This window comes from Rouxiella sp. Mn2063, from assembly GCF_049319665.1.
GTDB lineage: Bacteria > Pseudomonadota > Gammaproteobacteria > Enterobacterales > Enterobacteriaceae > JBMOUD01.
Map to the genome: position 1 here is coordinate 111538 of NZ_JBMOUD010000015.1, position 15244 is coordinate 126781.

Sequence of the window (15244 nt, forward strand, 5' to 3'; positions counted from 1 at the left end):
AGAAAATGACTTTGTTCGATGAGTGTCGAGAAGCACTGAGTGCTGATTTTGATATAGTTGAGGGACAGAGTAAACAGGAAGCTATGGATATTTTAAATAAATATCCGTTCACGAAAGGGAGTGTTACCTGGTCAGAAATTAAGCATTTAGATTATGAGAATATCGATGCTCTATTGAGCATAAATACAATGAGGAATGATTATGTATTTGTTTTTGCAGATGATGCAAGCATTCCAATTTTTAAGTCAAAATTAAGCTTAATTGTTGAGAATATTTATGATGTTACAGCCCTATCACCAAAAATATTTATTTTTAATGACAAGTTGATAATGCAGCCTTTATTCCCTACTGATATATTCCGTGTAGGAATATACGAGTAAACTGAAAAGTAAGATCTCGGCCGTCGAGCCGGGATTTTACTTTATATACCAGTCAGTTACCGTTCTGCTTCTGCGGCTTACTGATCACCTCGATCAGCTCCGTGACCTGGCGCTGCTTGCGGGTGGAGAGCTTACAGACCTTCTTCAGGGCCTCTATCAGTTCCGGCTCTGGCTCCTGCGCGGTCAGCACCAGACAGCCCGGCATCACCCGCACCTTCAGCGCCGCCCCGGTCTCAAATCCCGCATCGTTCAGCCAGCCGCCCTTCAGGGTGATGGCGGTGGCTTTGTTATGGGTCTTCCAGTCGCGGATATATCCCACGGTGTAGCGACGGGTTTTTAGTGCCGGGGCTTCAGTTGTAACAACTTCTGGCTTAGTATCGTGTTCAGCCATAATCAACTCCTTGCGTTGGTTGTGGTTAGCGGGGTTGGGATGCTCGTAACACCTCAGCCCCGCGTTAAATAAATTATCCCTTCTCTTTAGCTGTCGTTTTACCGACCTGCTCTACAGCCTGCGTGACCTGACTCTTGACAATCATCGCATCTAGTACCGCTTTAGCGACTTCGCGATCCTCTTCCGGCATGGCGGCCACTGCCTCAAAACGCAGCTTCATATCATCTTCCGGTTCACGTTCTCCGGGTTCAAACAGTAAAAAATCAGAGGTGACGTGGAGAATAATCTTCTGGGTGGAACTGAAGATACTCAGACGAAATTTGTGCAAGAGCATGGTAAGGATGTGTTGTCCTGCTCGACGGACCCTGATTCGGAGTCTTGTCATCATGGTCAGGCGATGCAGGATGCGTTAACGGTAACGATACCGGCAGGCCTTGGCGGTGGTTTTCTTGCTGCTGCGACGCCAGAAATAGCGGCGATGCTGAAAGCAGGATTAAACGTTTGTACTGGTAACGTAGCGGTATGTGTCAATAATATTGGGCTCCAGTCATCAGAAGTTATCGTACCCGGTGGTGTTGGAGCTGGAGGAGCGATAGGTATTGGTAAAACAGCGGCAGAAGCGGCGGCTGCGAAGGCCGAGTCTGTGGCGGCTAGTAATCCTGTCTGGAAAGGTTCAGTCGTTCAATCAAGGGTTAATCTCAGAAACGGTGATGGGTCAACAGGTACTGGACTGGAATATGCTTGGAAAAAACATGGCGGTGAGTGGGATCTAATAAATCTCATTTTACTGTCACTAAGGATGAACTAAAAACTATTTTACAGTCAGATACTGTTGTTAAGACATCTGTACAGTATTCCCCTTCGACAGGTAACTATATTCGTACTGTAGATATGGGGAAAAATATCGGTGTTGATGCAATGAATAGCAATACTTCAACATCAATAATGACAGTTATTACTGATAAAAAAGGTAACTTAGTCAATACATTACCCTGGTAAAACTGTGGTGAGATAACTTTATGTTTATTATATATTTATGGGATAAAGATAGAGGCGAGAGCATTACTTCATTAAAAGATTTTACGGGGAATGAGAATTTTTTAATTACAAGTGATAGCTATAAATATCCATTACTATCAGAGTTATCTAACTGTGATATGGAGCTTTTTAGTGACAGACAACTAGCGAGTCTCCGTGGAGAAATTGAAAGCTTGATGGAAGAACAGTCATTAGACCAAAGCATCTATGATTATTTATCATCGGTGATTGATTTGAATTTTCATGCTGAAAGCAACAATAAAAGCATATTATTTTCACCTTTCTGATAACAAAGAACCCGGCAACTTCGCCGGGATCTTACTTTAGTAACCAGCCAGTTATCCCTTCTTCTCAGCCCGCTTCTGCGGCGTCGCCACCACCTATATAAACTCGGTGATCTACCGCTGCTTGCGAGTTGAAAGCTTGCAGACCTTGAGCAGTGTCTGCATCACCTCGGGTTCCTGTTTCGTCTCTTGCACGGTGATAATCAAACAGCCTTGCAGCACCTGAACGTTAACTGGCGTACCGGTATCAAACCTCGGTCTTCAAGCCAGCCGCTTTTTAGGGAAACGAGGATGTCTGACACTTTACTAGCCGAATTGGCTCTGCCATCGCCGGTGCCAGCGGTGTGCGGCAGCAAGCGAAGCCGCCGCCAATATCATCGCCGCCGAACTCTATCCCGGCAAAAAAATTGATGAGTTAACCAGCGAACAAAAAGGCAATATCAGTGCGCTCAGCACCATGGCCGTAGGTTTGGCCGGTGGTGTAGCCGGAAACTCCAGTAATGCTATTGGCTCAGGGGTTGTTGCTGGCAAGGTGGCGGTGGAGAATAACGCGCTGAATTCTCAAGGCGAGAAACAACGTCAGGATGCGAAGTGGTCTCTACCGTACCTGGAAGGGAAGAAAAAAGAAGATGCAAAGAAACTGGTAGCTGAACTAGACGAGAAGAGCAGAGCGTTTGATGTTGCACTGGGCGCAGCCTGCCAGAATCTGTCATCTGCGGCATGCAATGGAATGCGTCAGGAACTGGCGTCCATGGCGAAGAGCTACGAAAAACAGCTTGACGGTCAATATATTGGTAACATGCGCAGTGTCTATCAAGATGGTGCAAAGCAGGTTGATGCTCAGATGTGGCAATATGCTACAGCGGATGCGAAAGCGGAGCGTGAAGCAAACGTCACAAGGCTCGCAGAAAACTGGGGAGTAAGCCGGGAAACGGCAGACAAGTTGTATACTACAATGGCCGGAATACATACTGCTGCGGCGATTGGTGGTGCAGTTTATGGGATGAAGGGGGTTCAGGAACCCGGCGCGGCACCGTCTAAACCAGTTGGTAATGATGCAATTAAAGAATCTGCTACATCTGGAAGATCACCAGCACCGGCACCGGGAAATCTTGCTGGTGATGAAGAGGCTGGAGTCTGGTCACAATACGATAAGTATCGTAAGGATCAATACAATTGGAACTGGCCGGAAAAATTAGGTTTTGCGGAAGAGCCGATTAAGACAATTCTTCCTGTAGGAACCCGTTTGGATAGATATGGTGAGCCTGGTGGGTCATTCTTGGCTCCCAAAGGAACACCTTATGGAGAAAGAGTACTGGCTCCAGGTGCAAAAGCTGAGAAATATTACGAACACGAAGTTTTGAAGCCATTGCCTGTGATGCAGGGAAAAATAGCCCCTGCTTTTGGTGAGCCTGGGGGGGTATTCAGATATTGCCCAATATGAAAGAAAGGGTAAATGTAGATTGGCTTATTAAAAACGAATATATCCGAGAGGTTCATTAATATGTTGCTTAGCATTAACGAAATTCAGAAAGAAGTTGATAAGCTAGTTTTAAAAATTGGTTATCCACCTCATTCTATAAATGTTTTTTCCGCTCCGACTAATGATGGTACTCCTTATATTTCGTTTGAAAATGAAATGTATAACTATGTTTCCTCGGAAAGAGGATACGAATTCTCAAGAAAGATCACAAAATCAATTGATGAACTCCTTTATTGGATTACTTCAAGTTTTGTGTCGCATATATCGTTTCAATACGAACTTGAACATCGTATTCCTGGACGAGATGGCCGTCGTGTGGCATTTCCTATGATTATTTCACTTATGGCAAAAATGAATAAAGAGTGGGAAATTAAAGCACAAAAGGAGATTGATAAGACACTCTCTAACGCACCTTACGATGATAGTCTTTATTTATACATTTGAGACTATAATTAAAATTTTGTAATTACCTGTTTTTGATATGTTCACTCTAGTAACGGGGACAGGCAAATTATCGTGGAGAATAATCTTCTGGGTGGAGCTGAAGATACTTAGACGAAATTTGTGCAAGAGCATGGCAAGGATGTGCTGTCTTGCTCGACTGATCCAGATTCGGAGTCTTGTCATCGTGGTCAGGCTGTTAATAAGGCCATAGCTGTTGCATTAGGTGCAGGTGCTGCAGGCGGTACAGCAATAGCTGTAACTCCAGAAATTATCTCGATAGCACAGGCGGCTATGGGAGCCTGCAACTCAAATCCAGTACAGTGTGTCAACGAGGTCGCTATCTGGGCGGCCGAGATGAGTATGGGGGATGCGTTGCCGGTTGGTTTTGGGGTTATAGCTACCAGGAAAATTACCAAAGAGCAACTGACACAGCTAGCTGAAATGAAAGCGATCATTGCCGTTGATAAGCAGACTGGTAACAGAGTTACCAAGGAGTCTCTTGAGACAATAGCTGTGGAGGCTAATACGGCGAAGAATACCGGAAAAAGCACGATCGGTTCTTTAACTGGTCAGCCAACAAAATTCCCGCCTAATGCAGCAGCAGAGGAAATTCGTTCATTAACCAGAGAAAATGAAAGTGCTAGTATTTTGTCAAAGTCTGGTTATCACGTTGAACAAAAATCCTGTTACGCCCGGTGTTCAGAATCCTGATTATAAAATAAATGGTGAGATATTCGATAATTATGCACCGAAATCAGGAAGTGTGAGAAATATCTGGAGTGAAGTTAAGGGTAAAATAGATGAAGGTCAAACAACGAACGTCGTTATTAATATATCTGATACACCTGCCACTATGGATTCTTTAAAAAATTAATTTAATCAATGGCCTATGCTTGGTTTGGATAAGATCATTGTGATTGATAAGTCAGGAAATATTACTAGGTTGAAATGAGAATAATATGGCTATCAATTTGACGTGTTACTCAAAAATATGTGTATCTGATTTACAGGATAAGATAGATGCATTGACTAAAAAACACTCGGAAATTTTTCCAGATCATTATGTTCTATATAAGGTTAGAAAACCTGATGAAATACAAAAGGAAATATCGAATGAGTTTGGCCTTGATCCAAGTTCTTTTTTTCGGATAGCTTTGGTTGATAAGTCATTGCAGGTATCAACATTAAACGTTGCTGATATGTTAAGAGAGGAATTAGGTAAGGACTCGATAATTGTTCTCTTTGAAGGTGAATCCTTAATTTAAATAATAGATCCCGGCAACTTCGCCGGGATTTTACTTTATAAACCAGTCAGTTACCCCTTCCTCTCAGCCCGCTTCTGTGGAGCCGCAATCACCTGGATAAACTCGGTTATCTGCCGTTGCTTGCGGGCTGAAAGCTTGCAGACCTTGCGCAGTGTCTGCATCACTTCGGGTTCCTGCTCTGGCTCTTGCACGGTGATAATCAGGCTGCCTTGCAGCACCCGAACACTGGCGACAGTACCGCGAATGTATTAGCAGGGAAAATGTGGTTGATAATAACCACCTCAGCACGGGTGAGAAATTTACGCTGCGTCCTGTCTGGGAAAAAACCGCCTTACTTCTCTCTAGATTGAGATTTCCACATTGAAGCATACCGGCCATTACACTCAAGTAAGTCCATATGAGATCCCCTCTCAACAATCTGTCCATCTGCAAGCACCAGAATTTCGTCAGCGTCCACAACAGTTGAAAGTCGGTGGGCAATAATCATTGTCGTATGGTTAAGGCTGATTTCACGCAGGCTGATCTGAATTTCGCGCTCTGTCGCGGTATCAAGTGCGCTGGTAGCCTCGTCGAATATCAAGATTTGGGGATGCTTAAGAATGGCTCTGGCGATTGCCACTCTCTGTTTTTCACCCCCCGAAAGCTTCAGCCCACGTTCTCCAACCCGACTGTTATAGCCATCGGGTAGACCCTGGATAAAATTATCTATCCGGGCAATTTTGGCCGCTTTCTCAATATCTTCCTGAGTTGAATCTAGCTTGCCATAGGCGATGTTGTATCTGATGGTGTCGTTAAACAGAACCGTGTCCTGAGGAACGATACCAATAGCGGCGTGAAGAGAGGATTGAGTGATGTTCCTTATATCCTGCCCATCTATACGGATAGCTCCGCTCGTAACGTCGAAGAACCGAAACAGAAGCCTTGAGAGCGTTGACTTGCCAGCGCCCGTTGCTCCTACAATCGCAACAGTATTACCTACGGGAATATTGAAGCTTATTCCATTAAGAATTTGCCTGCGGCCATCATAGCTGAACTGCACATCGTCAAACTCAATCTGGCTGGCAATATTGTCGAGTTTAGGAGCATCCTTCCGGTCAGTCACTTCTACAGGGGTATTCAGAAGAGTCAGCATATCTTCCATATCAATCAGAGCCTGACGGATTTCCCGGTACATCAAGCCGAAGAAATTCAGAGGCTGATAAAGTTGCAGAATATAGGCATTGACCATCACAAGGTCACCCGCGCTCATTTCACCTGCTCTTATCCCTCTGGCGGCCATAAGCATCACGGCAATCAGGCCGGCTGAAATAATAAAAGTCTGACCGATACTCAGAAGCGAAAATGTCGATTCATTTTTCACGGCCGCCTGTTGGTGTTTATGCAGGGAAAGATCAAGCCTTTGAGCTTCATGTTCCTCATTACCGAAATATTTGACCGTTTCGTAATTCAAGAGGCTATCTATCGACCTGCTGCTTGCTTCGGCACTGGCTTCATTAAGTAACCGACGAAAGCGAGTTCGCCAGCTGCTCATCAATATTGTAAAGCCCGCATAAGTGATAACGGTGCCCAGCGTCATCAGACTGATACCTGCACCAAAGTGGTACCAGAGGATCCCACAAACAATGGTGACCTCAAGCGCTATCGGCACGAGCGAGAAAAGTACTCTCGACAGAATGACGGAAATACCTTGTGTCCCCCTTTCTATAACTCGCGAAAGGCCGCCTGTTTTGCGATCAAGATGGAATCTCAGACTTAGCTGGTGTAACTGGCGGAACACTCGCAATCCTATCTGGCGTATGGCATTTCCACTCACCCGTACGAACAGAATATTGCGTAATTCATCAAATACGGTGACCATCAGCCTGGCACAACCGTAGGCAAAGATTATTCCGACTGGTACGGATATGAGAGAATTATCACCGCTGAAATGATCAACCAGAACCTTATAGGTAAGCGGTATAAAAGAAATGATAATTTTCGCGATGAAAAGACATAACAATGAGCAGATGACCGCACGACGCAACCTCGGGGCATCCTTAGGCCACAGGTAAGGTAACAAATCGCGAGCAATTCTTATGTGACTCATGATGATTCCTTGTTAAGCAAATAAATATCAATTGGTTATATTTATTTTGGTTTGGATGCATGAGACCGGATCTGTCAGCCCTCCGATACCACCTTGCATAGAAAACATGAAACATCACCTACTTATAATGAAATATTACGACGATATCCTGCGGACGGTTGCTGTGCGGTGGGCATAAAATTTGTACGCTAATTGTGGGGCAGAATCTTCGGGCGTAGAGTAAACCGCCCGAAGAAAGGCCATCAGACTCCCCAGCGGTGAAGCTCTCGGTGGATAAAAGCCTCTAGTGAGCCGGGGTTTACGCCAGTAAGGCTGTTAACGCCGCCAGTAGTACGATCTTCTGCCCCTGACATAATCTCCCCGTCCATTGCGGCCAGAATTTGGGCATAGTTTTCATCCAGCCCGTTGTGTTGTAACCGTTTAGACAACTCGCTGATGGTCAGATTCGTGTGGCTAATTTTTTTACCCAACGCCTGACTGAGCGCTGCCGCAACGTCGGCGTAGCTGAGTGCTTGCGGGCCGGTGAGAATAAAATCTCTATTCATAACCTTATCGGAAGTTAAGGCTGAGACGGCAGCACGAGCGATATCAAGCGCATCAATAAAGCCTACTTTGCCGTCGCCAGTGGCTGAATAAAGGGTGTGTTCTGCTTTTATCGATGTGAGATGCCGCTGTTCATAAAAATTCTGCATAAACCATGTCGGGCGCAACACCACCCATTCCGGCGCGTTAGCCACCAGCCATGTGTGAATTTTGCCCATCATCGGTGCACCGGCCTCCAACGATGAAGCGCTGAGCAAGACAAAACGCTGAACGCCTTTTCGCAGTGCAATTTCGAGTAGAGGAAGGACCACGGTGCCATGATCGCTGGTGTTGGTGGGGGCAACGATATACAAGGCCTTCACGTTGTTAAAGGCAGCGTCGGCCAAATCCGGGCGCATCCAGTCAAAAGTAACTTCATTATCCGATACAGGATGGCGGGTAGCGATTTGATAAGCAAAGCCTTTTTGTGTCAATAACTCCCCGATCAATGTGCCGGTTTTACCCTTACCTCCGGTGAGCAGGATATTATTCGGCATGACTTTCACCTTCCTGTTGATGAGTGGATTGTAGCGCCAGTGGGTTCCAGTAATCGGAATAGCGCACGATGAGCCGCTCTTTAATTTCAATGACGGAAATGTAGCGCTGATGGTAAGGCTGACCAGTTTTATTCAGCCGCCCTGTACCGCTGAATTCCAGCACGGCGGTATTGCCTTCCAGTGCTAAAACGCAACGCTGCAGCGTCATGGAATCAAGACTAATAAGGCCGGAAACCGAAAGCAGATAATCTGCCAGAGCCTGTTTGCCATTAACGGCCTGCACTCCATCTGGCAAGGCATAGGGGAACTCAAAAACCACATTTTCCGCCATCATATCGAGAAGTAATTTAGCGTTTGGGTCGAGTAGCGAGCTGAGTGTCTGACGCAGAAGGGAGGTTAGTTGAGGAAAAAGATCTTCATTTAGGGACATATCTATTTACTCCTTATGGTCGGAACAGTATCGTTCCGACCATATTATCTGGAGTTTTGGATGGAACGCAAGAGTGTCGACCAAATGAAGCTAAGAAAACCAAGTGGCGCAGCCGTTATGCGCGATGATTTAACGGCAGCATTATTCCGTGCATTGTTCGAAGAGTGGGCAGCAATGGGCTACAACGGCATTAGCCTGGAACGCGTTGCTATCCGTGCCGGAGCGGGGAAAGGGGCGATTTATCGCAGATGGCCATCGAAGCTGGCATTCTCTAAAGAAGCGTTTGAAGCGGTGCAAATTAAGTTGACAGATACTGCCGATCAAGGCTCTTTAGTGGCCGATCTTCATGGCTATCTGAAAATGATGCAAAAAGTACTCAGACACCGGCTAGTGAAACGTATTTTGCCCGATCTTTATGCAGAAAAGGCCCGATCTGGTGAAACAGCGCCATTGCTGGAACGTATGGCTTATCTGCGTCGCGAGCAGGGATACGGGATCATCGAACGTGCAATAGCGCGCAGTGAGTTACCCGCGACAATTCAATATGAACTTGCTCTGGATATTATTCCTTCCGGTCTTTATTGGCGGATGGCGATGCGAGGTAAATCATTGAATCCAAAAGATACAGCCTTACTGGTTTCTGCCATTGTTGCAGCATTGAAAGTGTTGTAGCAGACCCGCAGCTTTACTCCAACCTAATACGCGATAAACGCCCGTAATACAGCGATAGTGCGCCCATTACGGGCGTTTATCGCGATAGCTACTCAAAGTGCCCCTTGTTGCGCTTCAACTTCGTTGCATCACCCTACCAAATAGGCGTAGCCAACAATAAATTTGCGATGTGCACGCGATTAAATCGTTTCAATTCTTTGATGATCGTATATCATCCCTTAAAGGTGCATATTAAATGCATCTTTAAGATGTAACGACTCACAATATTTTGCATAAAGAAGGTTAATGTGATGATGAGCAAAATGGTAAAGAACACCCTGTTAGCGACTGGCCTGGCATTCTGCGCGCTAAGCGTTAATGCTGCGCAACAAGAGGTTTTTAAAGCACATTTAACGGCAGTGAATGCCGATAAGATCGGATCTTCTCCCGTTGGTGATGCCACTTTTAAGGTTGAGGGCGATAAATTGGTTGTGCATATCAAAATGACGCATACACCGCCTGGTATCATCCATTGGGAGCATTTCCACGGTTATCCAGATGGTAAAGATGCCACTTGTGTCACCCCTAAGCAGGACGCAAATGGTGATGGTTACATAGATTTAATTGAGACAGGGGCTGTTTCAGGAACGACGATGGTGCCATTCAACGATGCGCCACATGAAATGAATATCCCGACGGATACTTATCCTCGCGCTGATAAACATGGCAACTACGAATATACCAAAGTGGTTCCACTTGCTGCGCTTGAGAAGAAATTTGGTGAAGTGTTTAAAGGCGGAAAAATCGATTTAGATAAGCGTGTTCTTTATGTACACGGCGTACCTGAAAATACAAAACTACCGGCCACCGTTGCTGGAGAAGTTGCGAGCTATTCTACCAATACCACCTTGCCAATTGCTTGTGGGAAGATTGAACGAGTTAAATAACCGTGCCGATACAGAGGTTACTTCAAGGATGACGGGTATATACTGATACGAGAGCTTATGTTCCTGTAACATAAGCTCTCGATATTAAGAGCATTTTTATGATAAATATGTGTCTTGAGGTCACTCAACGCTGCCCAGGATTCACCAACGCCGTCAAAACATGATCCTGCCATTTCCCCGCGATAAACAGATAAGACTTTGCATAACCTTCTTGTTCAAACTCTAACCGTTGTAACAGTCTTTGACTTTTTAGATTTTCTGGTTGATAGCAGGCAATAATCCGATGTATTCCCTGGTCTTCGAACATGAATCGAATACCTATTTGCAATGCTCGGGTCATTATCCCCATTCCCTGTGCTTCCTCTGCCAACGAATAGCCCAAATAACAAGATTGAAAATTGCCGCGGGTGATGCCAGTAAAGTTAAAAATACCCAGCAATTCGTCATCTTCAATGCTGAAAATACCGAAGTAAAATGCAGTGCCATTTTGATCTTCGAGCCAAATGTTGCTCAGGCGAGTGCGGTAGTCTACTTGGTATACCGGTTCCCAAGGAGCCAGATGTGACGCATTAGAAAGATAGTAGTTTTCAAATGCCGCGAGGTCATTAAGCGAAAGCTTTCTTAAATAATTTTGGTTTTCACGTGGATCTATTTTCAGCATATCAGGCACCCGCAGGACTCAGTATCAGGCTAGGAAGAGTGTTAACTGAGTGGCGTAGAATATGCCGCAGGTACCTGGTGTTTTTCAGCGAAAATAGATGAAGAATTATTTCTGGTCGGTATTGCTTTATCGACGGTTTTTGGGCTCATTAACTCTCTAGATCTTGCGGGTTTATCAGGGAAGTTAAAATATGATCCTGCCATTTTCCGGCTATTTTCAGGTAGGATTTTGCGTAGCCTTCTTGTCCAAATCCTAACCTTTGCAACACTTGCTCACTTTTTACATTGTGAGGAATATAGCTGGCCATAATCCGGTGCAGTTTTTGCTCGGTAAACATAAAGTGAATCCCAGCCTGTAACGCTAGCGTCATTACGCCTTTACCTTGCGCATGTTGCGCCAGTGAATAGCCTAAATGGCAAGCTTGGAATGGGCCGCGCGCCACGCCAGTGAAGTTACAAGCCCCGATCATTTCATCGCTAGGTTGCGCAAAAATACCAAATTGAAAGGCCACGCCTTGTTGTGCATCGGCGAGCATATTATTAAGGCGTTGGCGGATTTGCGGCGTGCTATAAAAATCTTCACTGCGCAGAGGCTCCCAAGGAGCGAGATGAGCAGCGTTAGTGTGAAAGTATTGCTCAACGGTGACTGTATCTACTGGTGATAGAATTTTTAAATATGTCTGGGTATTGAGGATATTTATTTTAAACATGATGTAATGCCAGCTTCTATTGTGAATAAAGTACATTAATAGCGGTTGTAGCTAAAAAATCTGCAACACGATTTGATCCTAAGATTGAGTACCTAACGTCTTTCCAGTTCAAATCCACACAACTCAATAAGTAGCTGTTCCCCGGCAGGCCATTCGCCGAAGCCAGCTGCGGTATGAATATGGCCTGCGCCGGGGATTTCAATCAGCTTGCTGCTGGCCCAGTTATTGGCAAATATTTTAGCCCGTTCAACGCACAGATAAGGATCGTTATCGCTGTAAACCAGTGTGGTAGGGAAGGGGAATGGTGTTAGTGCCACCGGGCGTTGTACCTGAATAGCCAGCGGTGCTGAAGCGGCATCGACATCTGCGGGAGCCACTAATAATGCGCCCTTCACTCGAGGTGAAAAATGGTGTTCTGACCATTGAGCGATCGTCATCGCCCCGCAGCTGTGACCTACCAAAAAGAGTTCGCCTGTTGTTGCCGCTATGGTTTTCTCTAACCCAGCAATCCAGTGACTTCTTACTGGATTATCCCACTCAAGCTGATCGACCCTGACCACATTTTTAAATTTTCTTTCTATATAAGACTGCCAGTGTTCCGGGCCAGAATTGGTATAGCCAGGAACCAGAATGATTGTGCCGGACATAGTGGATATCTCTTGTTTTTAGAATGGTGATGAAATGATTAATTACCGTAGTAGAGTGGATGCCACATGAATAATAACCCAAGAAAGTGAATGATGAGGTTATTATCCATCGGAATAATTGGAAGTAGTCATTTGCCATTTTCGCTGTAAAAATAGGCTACACTTCGCGCGATATCATTTTAAAAAGGATTTTTGTTATGTGGTTTACCCTTGCTGGTTCACTGTTCTTATTGCCAATTAAGAAGACTCTCTCGCTGTTATTACTGATGATCGCCTTGGTTTGGGCGCTTTACTCAGGTGTGTTATTAGGGCCGGGCTTGGCCTATCTGCTGGTTTTTGCGGTACTTGCCTGTCTGCTATGGCGTTATCGTTCGTTATCAAGGTTTGCAGCGATAGCCGGAGAGTGTGTGCTGTTATTGGCAGCCGCGGCGCTATTTGTACATTTGGTCCCCGGCTTTAATAATCCTAAAGTACTTAATCAGGTTATCGCGGGCCCACATAGCGCGCCGTTCTCGATGTATTTCAATTTAGATAAGGCGTTAATTCCTTTTTTGTTAGTTGCGGCATTACCGAGTTTATGGCGGGCTAAAACCGGTATTAAGGGGCACAGATGGCAGTGGATTTTATTAGTATTGGCGATCCCGGCGCTGTTGCTTCTCGCCGTTGCGTTGGGCGGCTTACGTATTGAAGCGCATTGGCCAGAGTGGATTGGCAGCTTTATGCTGGCGAATGTGTTCTTTGTATCGCTCGCTGAAGAAGCGCTGTTTCGCGGTTACCTGCAACAACGCGTTAGCCAATGGTTAGGTAACTGGCCCGCGCTGCTTCTGGTCTCGGTAGTCTTTGGCTTAGCACACCTGCCCGGTGGATTATTAATGGTGATTTTCTCGCTGCTGGCGGGATTAATTTATGGTCTGGCGTGGATGCTCAGCGGACGACTGTGGGTAGCAACGTTATTCCACTTCGGCCTCAATTTATGTCATCTGTTACTGTTCACCTACCCGATTTATCGTGCCTAACTTGATGTGTACTGTGGTGTGGATGATCGCTTTAACATCGGCTACACCACCGTTGTGCTTTTCGTGATGTTACTCACTACCTTTCGGTGTATTGGTTCATTTCCGAACATAAAATTTCATCATTCTTTGCTGTCCTCCTCCCATTCACCCCTTAGTTAGTGGTTGCAATACCCACATAAAAATTAATACTATACCTCAATTATAAGGAGATGATTTATGCAAGCATCTGATTATTTGAGGGTTAAATTTCAAAGTGATAGGCAGCTATCTATCTATGCACAAAAAGGGATGAATGCTTATGTGACTGAAACCAAAAATACTCTCTCTAATATCTATTCTGGTATGGAAAGAGCGAGTTGGTACGCCTCCTGCTTAATACCTAAATATGGCGATGTATGCCATGAGCTAGTAACAGAAGAAAAGAGGATGGGACTTTCTATAGCCTCGATTTACAGATACCGAGATGTGATAGGACACATGTTATTTTTGTATTTTGAAATGGTAGTTAAAGACACCGAAAATGAAAACCAAGACGGCAAGGTTCAAAGTTTAACAAAGACTGTTTCTGGACATCTCGCTAACTCACAAACCGGAAAATCTGCAAGATTTGCAATTGCTTATGCACTGTCTACAGGTCTATCTACCTCTGGTATCGTATCCAATATCGTAGCTGAAAGGATCGCAAGAAAATCACCTTATGCCATATTGGCTTTGCAGATATTTGGTATTGATCAAAAAGCAGCAATGGCCGCACGTAAACTAAAGTTTCTTGATCCTCAATATTACTCAATTTTATATACGGCAGAATTAGAAATGCTTTACTACTTTGTCGAACCAGTACTAGAGGAAATGATTAAAAATGTACGAATGAAGCTAATTAATAACTTTGATGATCTTTATACACAAATGAAAGAGAAATATAATGTTTAAGAGTTTGATATCACTAATGCTCTCAGAAATTATATTCCCAATAGTTATTATACTGTCATGGGTTTTTTGTATATACATATTCCCATTCTATGGGGTTTTAATAGGTGCTATATCTGTAATATTTTGGATTGTGATTTTCGCAAAATATACATCAAAGTTTGATAAATACAAATAACATAAGGAGTTGTTAAAATGTCTACCCCTGCTTATCTATGGCTTACTGATGAAAACAATTCACCGATTGTAGGTGATTCCTTAGTTAGTGGTCGCATTGGTGCAATAGAAATAAAATCACTAACCCATAATGTTGCAATCCCTACAGATAGCCATACTGGGAGGCTGACAGGAACACGCGTGCATAGTCCTATTATGTTCCAAAAAGAATTTGATAGAGTAACCCCGCTTCTATACAAAGCGCTTAGCCAAGGCGCCACACTTAAATCTGCAACGATAAAAATGTATCAGATCGTCGATGCTGGCTTTGAATCTGAGTATTTTAACATCTTGTTAGAAAACGTTAAAATAACATCTATCACACCCGACCTGTACCCAGGAGTAATGACAGGGACACACTTAGAATCTATCATGCTACGTTATGAGTCCATCACTTGGAAACACGTTGATGGCAATATAATGTATAAAGACACATGGAATCAGAGAGTCACTGCGTAGAAAAAATAGTTACCTGACTTCACCCTAAGGTCTGTCCTTTGTATTCCCGCGATTTTGTAAGTACCCCGTCAAAACGGTCCATTCACTTTTAGAGATCTTCCGACATACTGATTATGTCCCCTGAGGAGATC

The 15244-nt window shown here is 44.5% G+C and carries 21 protein-coding genes; 13 read left to right on the plus strand and 8 right to left on the minus strand.

The window, feature by feature from the left end:
* Positions 1-5 precede the first annotated feature (5 nt).
* Complete coding sequence (locus tag ACL9RG_RS18755; RefSeq protein WP_422794152.1) at positions 6-380, plus strand: hypothetical protein; 375 nt, start codon at positions 6-8, stop codon at positions 378-380.
* 52 nt (positions 381-432) lie between these two features.
* Here the strand turns inward: ACL9RG_RS18755 and ACL9RG_RS18760 are convergent, their stop codons facing one another.
* Positions 433-771, minus strand: a complete 339-nt coding sequence (locus ACL9RG_RS18760) for a SymE family type I addiction module toxin (RefSeq protein ID WP_422794153.1) — start codon at positions 769-771, stop codon at positions 433-435.
* Between the two features lie 73 nt (positions 772-844).
* A complete protein-coding gene (locus tag ACL9RG_RS18765; RefSeq protein ID WP_422794154.1) occupies positions 845-1105 on the minus strand; it encodes a hypothetical protein in 261 nt (86 codons plus the stop codon).
* On the opposite strand from ACL9RG_RS18765, the gene ACL9RG_RS18770 reads away from it, so the two are divergent.
* The 7 genes from ACL9RG_RS18770 (at position 1094) to ACL9RG_RS18800 (ending at position 5285) form a co-directional block, all read left to right on the plus strand.
* Entirely contained in the window at positions 1094-1579 is a 486-nt protein-coding gene (locus ACL9RG_RS18770) for a hypothetical protein (RefSeq protein ID WP_422794155.1), read from the plus strand. The genes ACL9RG_RS18765 and ACL9RG_RS18770 overlap by 12 nt on opposite strands.
* A gap of 211 nt (positions 1580-1790) precedes the next feature.
* Positions 1791-2096, plus strand: a complete 306-nt coding sequence (locus tag ACL9RG_RS18775; RefSeq protein ID WP_422794156.1) for a hypothetical protein — start codon at positions 1791-1793, stop codon at positions 2094-2096.
* 454 nt (positions 2097-2550) lie between these two features.
* The gene (locus ACL9RG_RS18780; RefSeq protein WP_422794157.1) at positions 2551-3537 is read left to right on the plus strand and encodes a glycohydrolase toxin TNT-related protein; all 987 of its coding nucleotides are present in this window, start codon (positions 2551-2553) and stop codon (positions 3535-3537) included.
* Positions 3538-3597: 60 nt separating this feature from the next.
* Complete coding sequence (locus tag ACL9RG_RS18785; RefSeq protein WP_422794158.1) at positions 3598-4020, plus strand: Imm63 family immunity protein; 423 nt, start codon at positions 3598-3600, stop codon at positions 4018-4020.
* A gap of 120 nt (positions 4021-4140) precedes the next feature.
* A complete protein-coding gene (locus ACL9RG_RS18790) occupies positions 4141-4731 on the plus strand; it encodes a hypothetical protein (RefSeq protein WP_422794179.1) in 591 nt (196 codons plus the stop codon).
* Positions 4652-4894 (plus strand): hypothetical protein, encoded by a 243-nt coding sequence (locus ACL9RG_RS18795; protein ID WP_422794159.1) that lies wholly within the window; start codon positions 4652-4654, stop codon positions 4892-4894. The genes ACL9RG_RS18790 and ACL9RG_RS18795 overlap by 80 nt, the downstream gene beginning before the upstream one ends.
* Before the next feature lie 85 nt (positions 4895-4979).
* The gene (locus tag ACL9RG_RS18800) at positions 4980-5285 is read left to right on the plus strand and encodes a hypothetical protein (RefSeq protein ID WP_422794160.1); all 306 of its coding nucleotides are present in this window, start codon (positions 4980-4982) and stop codon (positions 5283-5285) included.
* 331 nt (positions 5286-5616) lie between these two features.
* Here the strand turns inward: ACL9RG_RS18800 and ACL9RG_RS18805 are convergent, their stop codons facing one another.
* From ACL9RG_RS18805 to ACL9RG_RS18815, 3 genes are all read right to left on the minus strand, one after another.
* Positions 5617-7371, minus strand: coding sequence for an ABCB family ABC transporter ATP-binding protein/permease (locus ACL9RG_RS18805; RefSeq protein ID WP_422794161.1), 1755 nt, complete (start codon positions 7369-7371; stop codon positions 5617-5619).
* A gap of 242 nt (positions 7372-7613) precedes the next feature.
* On the minus strand, positions 7614-8450 hold the full coding sequence (locus ACL9RG_RS18810) for an ergot alkaloid biosynthesis protein (protein ID WP_422794162.1): 837 nt from the start codon (positions 8448-8450) through the stop codon (positions 7614-7616).
* Entirely contained in the window at positions 8440-8880 is a 441-nt protein-coding gene (locus tag ACL9RG_RS18815; protein WP_422794163.1) for a nuclear transport factor 2 family protein, read from the minus strand. The genes ACL9RG_RS18810 and ACL9RG_RS18815 overlap by 11 nt, the downstream gene beginning before the upstream one ends.
* 60 nt (positions 8881-8940) lie before the next feature.
* On the opposite strand from ACL9RG_RS18815, the gene ACL9RG_RS18820 reads away from it, so the two are divergent.
* Both ACL9RG_RS18820 and ACL9RG_RS18825 read left to right on the plus strand, forming a co-directional pair.
* The gene (locus ACL9RG_RS18820; RefSeq protein WP_422794164.1) at positions 8941-9552 is read left to right on the plus strand and encodes a TetR/AcrR family transcriptional regulator; all 612 of its coding nucleotides are present in this window, start codon (positions 8941-8943) and stop codon (positions 9550-9552) included.
* Positions 9553-9842: 290 nt separating this feature from the next.
* Complete coding sequence (locus ACL9RG_RS18825; protein ID WP_422794165.1) at positions 9843-10478, plus strand: hypothetical protein; 636 nt, start codon at positions 9843-9845, stop codon at positions 10476-10478.
* Positions 10479-10602: 124 nt separating this feature from the next.
* Here the strand turns inward: ACL9RG_RS18825 and ACL9RG_RS18830 are convergent, their stop codons facing one another.
* The 3 genes from ACL9RG_RS18830 to ACL9RG_RS18840 form a co-directional block, all read right to left on the minus strand.
* Positions 10603-11139 carry a GNAT family N-acetyltransferase gene (locus ACL9RG_RS18830; protein ID WP_422794166.1) on the minus strand — a complete coding sequence of 179 codons (537 nt, stop codon included), beginning with the start codon at positions 11137-11139 and terminating at the stop codon, positions 10603-10605.
* Between the two features lie 148 nt (positions 11140-11287).
* A complete protein-coding gene (locus ACL9RG_RS18835; RefSeq protein WP_422794167.1) occupies positions 11288-11848 on the minus strand; it encodes a GNAT family N-acetyltransferase in 561 nt (186 codons plus the stop codon).
* A 92-nt stretch (positions 11849-11940) separates the two neighbouring features.
* A complete protein-coding gene (locus ACL9RG_RS18840; protein WP_422794168.1) occupies positions 11941-12495 on the minus strand; it encodes an RBBP9/YdeN family alpha/beta hydrolase in 555 nt (184 codons plus the stop codon).
* A gap of 197 nt (positions 12496-12692) precedes the next feature.
* Between ACL9RG_RS18840 and ACL9RG_RS18845 the strand changes: the two genes are divergently transcribed.
* From ACL9RG_RS18845 to ACL9RG_RS18855, 3 genes are all read left to right on the plus strand, one after another.
* On the plus strand, positions 12693-13511 hold the full coding sequence (locus ACL9RG_RS18845; RefSeq protein ID WP_422794169.1) for a lysostaphin resistance A-like protein: 819 nt from the start codon (positions 12693-12695) through the stop codon (positions 13509-13511).
* A gap of 216 nt (positions 13512-13727) precedes the next feature.
* A complete protein-coding gene (locus tag ACL9RG_RS18850; protein ID WP_422794170.1) occupies positions 13728-14441 on the plus strand; it encodes a hypothetical protein in 714 nt (237 codons plus the stop codon).
* Between the two features lie 192 nt (positions 14442-14633).
* Complete coding sequence (locus tag ACL9RG_RS18855) at positions 14634-15113, plus strand: Hcp family type VI secretion system effector (protein WP_422794171.1); 480 nt, start codon at positions 14634-14636, stop codon at positions 15111-15113.
* Positions 15114-15244: the final 131 nt, after the last annotated feature.

Excerpts from the sequence above, each read along its gene's own strand:
- ACL9RG_RS18780 (WP_422794157.1), top strand. The coding sequence starts at position 2,551 with ATGGCCGTAGGTTTGGCCGGTGGTGTAGCCGGAAACTCCAGTAATGCT.
- ACL9RG_RS18830 (WP_422794166.1), bottom strand. The coding sequence starts at position 11,139 with ATGCTGAAAATAGATCCACGTGAAAACCAAAATTATTTAAGAAAGCTT.
- ACL9RG_RS18835 (WP_422794167.1), bottom strand. The coding sequence starts at position 11,848 with ATGTTTAAAATAAATATCCTCAATACCCAGACATATTTAAAAATTCTA.
- ACL9RG_RS18800 (WP_422794160.1), top strand. The coding sequence starts at position 4,980 with ATGGCTATCAATTTGACGTGTTACTCAAAAATATGTGTATCTGATTTA.
- ACL9RG_RS18775 (WP_422794156.1), top strand. The coding sequence starts at position 1,791 with ATGTTTATTATATATTTATGGGATAAAGATAGAGGCGAGAGCATTACT.
- ACL9RG_RS18815 (WP_422794163.1), bottom strand. The coding sequence starts at position 8,880 with ATGTCCCTAAATGAAGATCTTTTTCCTCAACTAACCTCCCTTCTGCGT.
- ACL9RG_RS18810 (WP_422794162.1), bottom strand. The coding sequence starts at position 8,450 with ATGCCGAATAATATCCTGCTCACCGGAGGTAAGGGTAAAACCGGCACA.
- ACL9RG_RS18765 (WP_422794154.1), bottom strand. The coding sequence starts at position 1,105 with ATGCTCTTGCACAAATTTCGTCTGAGTATCTTCAGTTCCACCCAGAAG.
- ACL9RG_RS18855 (WP_422794171.1), top strand. The coding sequence starts at position 14,634 with ATGTCTACCCCTGCTTATCTATGGCTTACTGATGAAAACAATTCACCG.
- ACL9RG_RS18755 (WP_422794152.1), top strand. The coding sequence starts at position 6 with ATGACTTTGTTCGATGAGTGTCGAGAAGCACTGAGTGCTGATTTTGAT.
- ACL9RG_RS18760 (WP_422794153.1), bottom strand. The coding sequence starts at position 771 with ATGGCTGAACACGATACTAAGCCAGAAGTTGTTACAACTGAAGCCCCG.
- ACL9RG_RS18825 (WP_422794165.1), top strand. The coding sequence starts at position 9,843 with ATGATGAGCAAAATGGTAAAGAACACCCTGTTAGCGACTGGCCTGGCA.
- ACL9RG_RS18850 (WP_422794170.1), top strand. The coding sequence starts at position 13,728 with ATGCAAGCATCTGATTATTTGAGGGTTAAATTTCAAAGTGATAGGCAG.
- ACL9RG_RS18820 (WP_422794164.1), top strand. The coding sequence starts at position 8,941 with ATGGAACGCAAGAGTGTCGACCAAATGAAGCTAAGAAAACCAAGTGGC.
- ACL9RG_RS18840 (WP_422794168.1), bottom strand. The coding sequence starts at position 12,495 with ATGTCCGGCACAATCATTCTGGTTCCTGGCTATACCAATTCTGGCCCG.
- ACL9RG_RS18845 (WP_422794169.1), top strand. The coding sequence starts at position 12,693 with ATGTGGTTTACCCTTGCTGGTTCACTGTTCTTATTGCCAATTAAGAAG.
- ACL9RG_RS18785 (WP_422794158.1), top strand. The coding sequence starts at position 3,598 with ATGTTGCTTAGCATTAACGAAATTCAGAAAGAAGTTGATAAGCTAGTT.
- ACL9RG_RS18805 (WP_422794161.1), bottom strand. The coding sequence starts at position 7,371 with ATGAGTCACATAAGAATTGCTCGCGATTTGTTACCTTACCTGTGGCCT.
- ACL9RG_RS18795 (WP_422794159.1), top strand. The coding sequence starts at position 4,652 with ATGAAAGTGCTAGTATTTTGTCAAAGTCTGGTTATCACGTTGAACAAA.